Origin of the sequence: Enterobacter sichuanensis (assembly GCF_002939185.1) — a bacterium.
GTDB classification, from domain to species: Bacteria; Pseudomonadota; Gammaproteobacteria; order Enterobacterales; family Enterobacteriaceae; genus Enterobacter; species Enterobacter sichuanensis.
Genome location: NZ_POVL01000090.1, coordinates 1 through 8,019 on the forward strand (window position 1 = coordinate 1; position 8,019 = coordinate 8,019).

An 8,019-nucleotide genomic window follows, 5' to 3' on the forward strand; every position below is an offset into this window, starting at 1 on the left:
CATTCTGAAAAGGGCTAACCGCAAGGTTAGCCCTTTTTGCATTATGATCTTAGCCCGCCAGAATGGCCAAAATGCCCCTTAGCCTCGCTTCACCCTGCCTGTTAACGATTTTGTGACATAATCCATTGTATTTTTTTATATATAGATTGATCTTTTTTCGCGTTGCTTATGGATAACCTCAGCATTTTTCGCTGTGCGTTTTAACGTTCGCGGTATTTAGTGCTCAGATAATCACCATTCTGCAAGAAAATTTACCCATTCTGAATAAAAGTTAATCACTGATTGTTGCGCAATATGAAGATAGTTGTGCTGCAAGATGGCTAGTAGCATAAATTTCCCTGCTGAAAACTGGCATGCATAGTTTTTTTAATCTTTGTTTGCGGTTTCTCACACTCAGCGTAAATCCCCGTCACCTGTATTGACGTTTTCACATTCTGTTGACAGATTGTAGGGCATGAGGGGCATTTCAGGGACGATCTGCGCTGCAACTCAAACGCTCTTCTGAAAGGATTCTCCATCCCTTTAACGCCTTCGGGCATCACCGACCGGACCGGGTAAAAAATAAATAAAGGTCTGGCGGCGTAACACAACAAAGCAAAACATCACATTGGAGCAGAATAATGAGTATTTCCTTGAAGAAGTCAGGGATGCTGAAGCTTGGTCTGAGCCTGGTGGCTATGACCGTGGCAGCAAGCGTACAGGCAAAAACCCTGGTTTACTGTTCTGAAGGCTCGCCGGAAGGCTTTAACCCACAGCTCTTTACCTCTGGTACGACATACGACGCAAGCTCTGTACCAATCTATAACCGTCTGGTTGAATTCAAAACCGGTACTACGGAAGTGATCCCGGGGCTGGCGGAGAAGTGGGACGTCAGCGAAGACGGTAAAACCTATACCTTCCACCTGCGCAAGGGCGTGAAGTGGCAGGACAGCAAAGAATTCAAACCAACGCGTGACTTTAACGCCGACGACGTTGTGTTCTCCTTCGACCGTCAGAAAAACGCCCAGAACCCGTACCACAAAGTCTCTGGCGGCAGCTATGAATACTTCGAAGGGATGGGTCTGCCGGACCTGATCGCCGAAGTGAAAAAAGTGGACGATAATACCGTTCAGTTCGTGCTGACGCGTCCGGAAGCGCCATTCCTGGCGGACCTGGCCATGGACTTCGCCTCTATTCTGTCTAAAGAGTACGCGGACAATATGCTGAAAGCCGGTACGCCGGAGAAAGTCGACCTGAACCCAATCGGTACCGGTCCATTCCAGCTGCTGCAGTACCAGAAAGACTCCCGTATTCTCTACAAAGCGTTCGAAGGCTACTGGGGAACCAAGCCGAAGATCGACCGTCTGGTCTTCTCTATCACGCCTGATGCGTCAGTGCGTTATGCAAAACTGCAGAAAAACGAATGCCAGGTGATGCCATACCCGAACCCGGCAGATATTGCTCGCATGAAGCAGGATAAGAACATCAACCTGCTGGAGCAGGCGGGTCTGAACGTAGGCTACCTCTCTTTCAACACCGAGAAGAAACCGTTCGATGACGTAAAAGTGCGTCAGGCGCTGACTTACGCGGTGAACAAAGAAGCGATCATCAAAGCGGTTTACCAGGGCGCTGGCGTTGCTGCCAAAAACCTGATCCCACCGACCATGTGGGGCTATAACGATGACGTTAAAGACTACACCTACGATCCTGAGAAAGCGAAAGCGCTGCTGAAAGAAGCAGGCCAGGATAAAGGCTTTACCGTTGAGCTGTGGGCGATGCCGGTGCAGCGTCCGTACAACCCGAACGCACGCCGTATGGCAGAAATGGTTCAGGCTGACTGGGCGAAAATTGGCGTTCAGGCCAAGATTGTGACCTACGAGTGGGGCGAGTATCTGAAGCGCGCCAAAGCGGGCGAGCACCAGGCGGTAATGATGGGCTGGACCGGTGACAATGGGGATCCGGACAACTTCTTCGCTACCCTGTTCAGCTGCGCGGCGGCAAAAGATGGTTCTAACTACTCTCGCTGGTGCTACAAGCCGTTTGAAGACCTGATCCAGCCGGCGCGTGCGACCGACGATCACAACAAACGTATTGAACTGTACAAGCAGGCGCAGGTTGTCATGCACGATCAGGCTCCGGCGCTGATTGTTGCTCACTCCACCGTGTACGAGCCAGTGCGCAAAGAAGTGAAAGGCTACGTGGTTGATCCACTGGGCAAACACCACTTCGAAAACGTTTCTGTTGAATAATTAAAAGCCACGCCAGGCGACGCTGCGCTTGCACTGGCCTACGGTATGTAGGCCGGGTAAGCGTAGCGCCACCCGGCAGCAGTGCTTTATTCCCTCTCTGAAAGGAGAGGGGATAAGATTTGTGAGCAATACAGACGCCACGCCACTGGTCGTGCGTCATCAGAGAGAATCCGGGTTATGTTGCAGTTCATCCTCCGACGTCTGGGACTTGTTATCCCCACGTTTATCGGTATCACCCTTCTCACTTTTGCCTTCGTCCATATGATCCCCGGCGACCCGGTAATGATTATGGCGGGCGAGCGTGGTATTTCCCCTGAACGCCATGCACAGCTGCTGGCTGAACTCGGCCTCGATAAGCCGATGTGGCAGCAGTACCTCCATTATATTTGGGGCGTCATGCACGGCGACTTAGGGATTTCGCTGAAAAGCCGTCTTCCGGTGTGGGACGAGTTCGTGCCGCGTTTTAAAGCGACACTGGAGCTTGGCGTCTGCGCCATGATTTTTGCCACTGCGGTGGGTATTCCGGTTGGGGTACTGGCTGCCATTAAACGTGGCTCCATTTTTGACCATACTGCCGTGGGCCTGGCGCTGACCGGCTACTCCATGCCTATCTTCTGGTGGGGCATGATGCTGATCATGCTGGTCTCGGTTCAGCTTAACCTGACGCCGGTCTCCGGGCGCGTCAGCGACATGGTCTTCCTGGATGACTCCAACCCGCTCACTGGCTTTATGCTGATTGATACGGCTATCTGGGGTGAAGAGGGCAATTTCATTGATGCCGTTGCGCATATGATCCTGCCTGCCATGGTGCTGGGCACCATTCCTCTGGCGGTCATCGTGCGTATGACCCGTTCGTCCATGCTGGAAGTGCTGGGTGAGGATTATATCCGCACCGCGCGCGCCAAGGGCCTGACGCGTATGCGCGTCATCATCGTCCATGCGCTGCGTAATGCCATGCTGCCGGTGGTAACCGTTATCGGGCTGCAGGTGGGGACACTGCTGGCGGGGGCGATCCTGACCGAAACTATCTTCTCCTGGCCGGGTCTGGGCCGCTGGCTGATTGATGCGCTGCAACGCCGTGACTATCCGGTTGTGCAGGGCGGTGTACTGCTGGTCGCGACGATGATTATCCTCGTCAACCTGCTGGTCGATTTGCTGTACGGCGTGGTGAACCCGCGTATTCGTCATAAGAAGTAAGGGGCCATCATGTCACACGTTTCTGAAAATAAAGTGGTTGCTGCACCGGTTCCAATGACGCCGCTGCAGGAATTCTGGCACTACTTCAAGCGCAACAAAGGCGCGGTGGTGGGGCTGGTGTATGTCTCTATCATGATCCTCATTGCGGTGTTTGCGAATGTGCTGGCACCGTATAACCCGGCGGACCAGTTCCGTGATGCGCTGCTTGCACCACCGGCATGGCAGGATGGTGGTAGCCTGGCGCACCTGTTAGGTACCGATGACGTGGGCCGCGATGTGTTGTCGCGTCTGATGTATGGTGCGCGACTGTCGCTGCTGGTCGGCTGCCTGGTGGTGGTGCTGTCCCTGATTATGGGGATCATCCTCGGCCTGGTTGCGGGTTATTTCGGCGGTATCGTTGATAACATCATCATGCGTATTGTCGACATCATGCTGGCGCTGCCTAGTCTGCTGTTGGCCCTGGTGCTGGTGGCGATATTTGGCCCGTCGATCGGTAACGCCGCGCTGGCGCTGACCTTCGTGGCACTCCCTCACTACGTACGTTTAACCCGTGCGGCAGTGCTGGTGGAAGTGAATCGCGACTACGTCACCGCGTCTCGCGTGGCGGGTGCGGGTGCGATGCGTCAGATGTTCGTCAATATCTTCCCTAACTGCCTTGCGCCGCTGATTGTTCAGGCGTCGCTCGGTTTCTCTAACGCCATTCTTGATATGGCCGCTCTTGGCTTCCTGGGCATGGGTGCGCAGCCGCCAACACCGGAGTGGGGCACCATGCTCTCCGACGTGTTGCAGTTCGCACAAAGCGCCTGGTGGGTTGTCACCTTCCCGGGTCTGGCAATCCTGCTGACGGTGCTGGCATTTAACCTGATGGGTGATGGCCTGCGTGATGCACTTGATCCCAAACTGAAGCAGTAAGAGGCACGAGATGGCGTTATTAAATGTAGATAAATTATCGGTGCACTTCGGCGATGAAGGCACCCCGTTTCGCGCCGTGGACCGCATCAGCTACAGCGTTAATCAGGGCGAAGTGGTAGGTATTGTCGGGGAGTCCGGTTCCGGTAAGTCAGTAAGCTCACTGGCGATCATGGGGCTGATTGATTATCCGGGCCGCGTGATGGCGGAAAACCTGCAGTTCAACGGTCAGGATCTGAAGCGCATTTCCGAGAAACAGCGCCGCCAGCTGGTGGGCGCGGAAGTGGCGATGATTTTCCAGGACCCGATGACTAGCCTGAACCCGTGCTACACCGTGGGCTTCCAGATTATGGAGGCGATCAAGGTGCATCAGGGCGGGAATAAGAAAACCCGTCGCCAGCGTGCAATCGATCTGTTGAACCAGGTCGGGATCCCTGACCCGGCATCCCGTCTGGACGTTTACCCGCATCAGCTCTCCGGAGGGATGAGCCAGCGCGTAATGATCGCGATGGCGATTGCCTGTCGACCAAAACTGCTGATTGCGGATGAGCCGACGACGGCGCTGGATGTAACCATTCAGGCGCAAATCATCGAGCTGCTGCTGGAGCTGCAGCAGAAAGAGAATATGGCGCTGGTGCTGATTACGCACGACCTGGCGCTGGTGGCCGAAGCGGCGCATAAGATCATCGTGATGTATGCCGGCCAGGTGGTCGAGACCGGAAATTCGCACGATATTTTCCGCGCGCCGCGTCACCCGTATACCCAGGCGCTTTTACGCGCGCTGCCGGAGTTTGCCCAGGACAAAGCGCGCCTGGCGTCGCTGCCGGGCGTGGTACCGGGTAAATATGACCGTCCGCAGGGTTGTCTGCTTAATCCGCGCTGCCCGTATGCGACAGACAAATGTCGGGCAGAAGAGCCAGAGCTGAACCAGCTTGCTGACGGTCGTCAGTCAAAATGCCACTACCCACTCGATGATGCCGGGAGGCCAACACTATGAGTACGCCACAGGCCACCACGCAACAGCCGCTGTTGCAGGCCATCGATCTGAAAAAATACTACCCGGTGAAGAAGGGACTGTTTGCCCCTGAGCGCCTGGTGAAAGCGCTGGACGGCGTCTCCTTTAACCTCGAACGCGGTAAAACGCTGGCGGTGGTGGGGGAGTCTGGCTGTGGTAAATCCACGCTGGGCCGCCTGCTGACGATGATTGAAGTGCCGACCGGCGGCGAGCTCTATTATCAGGGGCAGGATCTGCTCAAGCATGACCCGCAGGCGCAGAAGCTGCGTCGCCAGAAAATCCAGATTGTGTTTCAGAACCCGTACGGTTCGTTGAACCCGCGTAAAAAAGTAGGGCAGATTCTGGAAGAGCCTCTATTGATTAACAGCAATCTGAGCAAAGAGCAGCGCCGTGAAAAAGCGCTGGCGATGATGGCGAAGGTCGGCCTCAAAACCGAGCATTATGATCGCTATCCGCATATGTTCTCCGGCGGGCAGCGTCAGCGTATCGCGATCGCGCGGGGGCTGATGCTCGATCCGGACGTGGTGATTGCCGATGAACCGGTTTCAGCGCTCGATGTTTCTGTCCGCGCGCAGGTGCTAAACCTGATGATGGATCTTCAGCAGGAGCTGGGGCTCTCTTATGTCTTTATCTCCCACGACCTGTCGGTAGTGGAGCATATCGCTGATGAAGTGATGGTGATGTATCTGGGACGCTGCGTGGAGAAGGGGACCAAAGACCAGATCTTTAATAATCCTCGTCACCCGTATACCCAGGCGCTGTTGTCTGCGACGCCGCGTCTGAACCCGGACGATCGTCGTGAGCGCATTAAGCTGACGGGTGAACTGCCAAGCCCGCTGAATCCACCTCCGGGATGCGCATTCAACGCCCGCTGCAGCCGTCGCTTTGGCCCTTGCACCCAACTACAGCCGCAGCTGAAGGACTATGGTGGTCAGCTGGTTGCCTGCTTCGCGGTCGATCAGGATGAAAATGGCGAGAAGCCACACGCATAAAATAAAAAAAACCGGCGCTTAGCCGGTTTTTTTATGTCTGCGTGATTACTTCCGCAAGCGAATCTGGTCAACGGCGTGCTTCTCGCTCTTGGTGAGGATCAGGCTCGCACGCTCGCGTGTGGGCAGGATGTTCTCTTTGAGGTTCACGTAGTTGATCTCTTTCCACAGCCCCGTGGCCACATTGATCGCTTCTTCTTCAGATAGCTGAGCATAGTGGTGGAAATAGGAGTCCGGGTCAGTGAACGCCCCTTCACGGAACTTCAGGAAGCGGTTGATGTACCAGTTTTGCAGAAGGTCTTCCGGCGCATCGACATAAATAGAGAAATCGACGAAATCAGAGACAAAGACATGATGCGGATCGTGAGGATAATCCATGCCACTTTGCAGCACGTTCAGACCTTCCAGAATCAGGATATCCGGCTGGACCACAGTTTTATCCCCACCCGGGATGCGATCGTAGATCAGGTGTGAATAGACTGGCGCCGTCACGTGAGGCACGCCAGATTTCAGATCGGAGACAAATTTCACCAGGCGGTGCATATCATAAGAGAGCGGGAAGCCTTTCTTCTTCATCAGCCCGCGTTCTTTTAATACTTCGTTCGGATGCAGGAAACCGTCGGTGGTGATCAACTCTACGCTGCGGTGCTCGGGCCAGCGGCTCAACAGCGCCTGCAGGACACGTGCGGTGGTGCTTTTACCCACGGCCACGCTGCCGGCAATACTGATGATATAAGGAATGCGTTGACCGTTGGTTCCAAGGAACTGCTCCAGCACCGCCTGACGACGCAGGTTGGAGCTGATATAGAAGTTAAGCAAGCGAGAGAGGGGGAGATAAATTTCTGCCACCTCTTCCAGGGACAGATCTTCGTTTATCCCTTTTAACCGTGCGATTTCACCTTCCGTCAGCGTCATAGGGACGGAATCACGCAGGGCAGCCCACTGACTGCGGTTAAAGTGAAGGTAAGGCGTCATTAACGTTTGCTCTTTTTTGCTCATAAGCATGCTTCAGTGAGCCAGCATCACAACTGCCGGATCGTGGCTCATCACACAGTTAATTTTGGACAATGGGCAGGAGGTTAACACCAGATGACAGGAATAATAAGAAAAAAGATGGAAAGCGCTGCGTAACGCGGAAGCCGTCACGCTACGGTGTATACGGTGCAAATCACACTGATATGTTGAATATTTGACCGTGAATGACTACTTTTACAGCGCTCAATGCGCTGTTCGCATAAAATGTGAGCGAAAGAACGTTTTATGCAAATTTTTAGTTGCATGACCGCGCAGGTATCCATAGAATGCGCGCTACTTGATGCCGACTTAGCTCAGTAGGTAGAGCAACTGACTTGTAATCAGTAGGTCACCAGTTCGATTCCGGTAGTCGGCACCATCAAGTCCGGTGGGGTTCCCGAGCGGCCAAAGGGAGCAGACTGTAAATCTGCCGTCACAGACTTCGAAGGTTCGAATCCTTCCCCCACCACCACTTTCTGGCAGCGTAAATGCCGCCGGAGCTGGTTTAAAAGCTGAATCAGCTCGAACTGAAAAAGAGAGAAATCTCTTTTTTTGTTACAGAAAGAACTGGGTAGCCGAGTTTCAGGATGCGGGCATCGTATAATGGCTATTACCTCAGCCTTCCAAGCTGATGATGCGGGTTCGATTCCCGCTGCCCGCTCCAATA

6 protein-coding genes and 3 tRNA genes are annotated in these 8,019 nt (G+C 54.2%); 8 read left to right on the top strand and 1 reads right to left on the bottom strand.

Going from position 1 to position 8,019, the window contains the following annotated elements; genetic code table 11:
- Positions 1-620 precede the first annotated feature (620 nt).
- From dppA to dppF, 5 genes are all read left to right on the top strand, one after another.
- Positions 621-2,228, top strand: coding sequence for a dipeptide ABC transporter periplasmic-binding protein DppA (dppA, locus tag C5687_RS22965; RefSeq protein WP_025759189.1), 1,608 nt, complete (start codon positions 621-623; stop codon positions 2,226-2,228).
- Between the two features lie 177 nt (positions 2,229-2,405).
- Complete coding sequence (gene dppB / locus C5687_RS22975) at positions 2,406-3,425, top strand: dipeptide ABC transporter permease DppB (RefSeq protein WP_104558083.1); 1,020 nt, start codon at positions 2,406-2,408, stop codon at positions 3,423-3,425.
- A gap of 9 nt (positions 3,426-3,434) precedes the next feature.
- A complete protein-coding gene (dppC, locus tag C5687_RS22980) occupies positions 3,435-4,337 on the top strand; it encodes a dipeptide ABC transporter permease DppC (RefSeq protein WP_025759191.1) in 903 nt (300 codons plus the stop codon).
- Between the two features lie 10 nt (positions 4,338-4,347).
- Positions 4,348-5,331, top strand: a complete 984-nt coding sequence (gene dppD, locus C5687_RS22985; RefSeq protein WP_008502772.1) for a dipeptide ABC transporter ATP-binding protein — start codon at positions 4,348-4,350, stop codon at positions 5,329-5,331.
- A complete protein-coding gene (gene dppF / locus C5687_RS22990; RefSeq protein ID WP_025759194.1) occupies positions 5,328-6,341 on the top strand; it encodes a dipeptide ABC transporter ATP-binding subunit DppF in 1,014 nt (337 codons plus the stop codon). The genes dppD and dppF overlap by 4 nt, the downstream gene beginning before the upstream one ends.
- Positions 6,342-6,386: 45 nt before the next feature.
- Here dppF and coaA read toward each other — a convergent pair whose 3' ends face one another.
- Positions 6,387-7,337, bottom strand: a complete 951-nt coding sequence (coaA, locus tag C5687_RS22995; protein WP_025759195.1) for a type I pantothenate kinase — start codon at positions 7,335-7,337, stop codon at positions 6,387-6,389.
- Positions 7,338-7,655: 318 nt separating this feature from the next.
- Here coaA and C5687_RS23000 point away from each other — a divergent pair.
- The 3 genes from C5687_RS23000 to C5687_RS23010 all read left to right on the top strand — a co-directional run bounded on the left by C5687_RS23000 (position 7,656) and on the right by C5687_RS23010 (position 8,016).
- Positions 7,656-7,731, top strand: a tRNA-Thr gene (locus tag C5687_RS23000).
- Positions 7,732-7,739: 8 nt separating this feature from the next.
- Positions 7,740-7,824: transfer RNA gene (locus tag C5687_RS23005), tRNA-Tyr, on the top strand.
- 117 nt (positions 7,825-7,941) lie between these two features.
- Positions 7,942-8,016 (top strand) — tRNA-Gly (locus tag C5687_RS23010).
- Positions 8,017-8,019 lie beyond the last annotated feature (3 nt).

Excerpts from the sequence above, each read along its gene's own strand:
- dppB (WP_104558083.1), top strand. The coding sequence starts at position 2,406 with ATGTTGCAGTTCATCCTCCGACGTCTGGGACTTGTTATCCCCACGTTT.
- coaA (WP_025759195.1), bottom strand. The coding sequence starts at position 7,337 with ATGAGCAAAAAAGAGCAAACGTTAATGACGCCTTACCTTCACTTTAAC.
- dppF (WP_025759194.1), top strand. The coding sequence starts at position 5,328 with ATGAGTACGCCACAGGCCACCACGCAACAGCCGCTGTTGCAGGCCATC.
- dppA (WP_025759189.1), top strand. The coding sequence starts at position 621 with ATGAGTATTTCCTTGAAGAAGTCAGGGATGCTGAAGCTTGGTCTGAGC.
- dppD (WP_008502772.1), top strand. The coding sequence starts at position 4,348 with ATGGCGTTATTAAATGTAGATAAATTATCGGTGCACTTCGGCGATGAA.
- dppC (WP_025759191.1), top strand. The coding sequence starts at position 3,435 with ATGTCACACGTTTCTGAAAATAAAGTGGTTGCTGCACCGGTTCCAATG.